General features: G+C 69.3%; 1 protein-coding gene. It reads right to left on the bottom strand.

What is annotated here, in order from left to right:
* The coding region (locus ACU8YE_RS25095; RefSeq protein WP_446930268.1) for a saccharopine dehydrogenase family protein at positions 1-443 on the bottom strand (443 nt) is incomplete at its 3' end.
* Positions 444-456 lie beyond the last annotated feature (13 nt).

Here is a 456-nt window from a genome sequence, read left to right as displayed (position 1 = left end):
CATTCGACCGGGCCGATGCCGCCGGGGAAGTCGAAGACCTCCGGTTCGCTGAACGGTTCGGTGGTGAACCAACCCCGGCCGCGTTCCCAGATGACCGGCGGGTTGAGGCACTCCTCGATGGTGGTCCAGATGGAGAAGGACGGGGCGAAGTCGTACCCCTCGACGATCAGGTTGGAGCCGTCCCGGATGCCCACCTCGTCGATCTCGCTGAACAGCTCGTCGGCGGCGTACCGGGCGAAGACGTCGGCCAGGCCGGGTTCGACGCCGATGCCGACCAGGGCGAGCCGGCCGGCGTCGGCCCACTGGTTCGCGGTGGCGAACTGGTCGTCGCCGAGCTTGACCCCGGGCAGTTCGTACGGCTTGTCGGGGTGCGGCCGGGACAGCGACATGGCCATGTCGAGGTAGTCGGCGCCCGCCGCGAACGCCCCGTCGAAGATCGGCATGACGAAGCGCGGG

It is taken from the genome of Ralstonia sp. VS2407, assembly GCF_052950655.1.
Note: the sequence above shows the minus strand (reverse complement) of the source record. Positions and strands in the feature narration are given on the sequence as shown.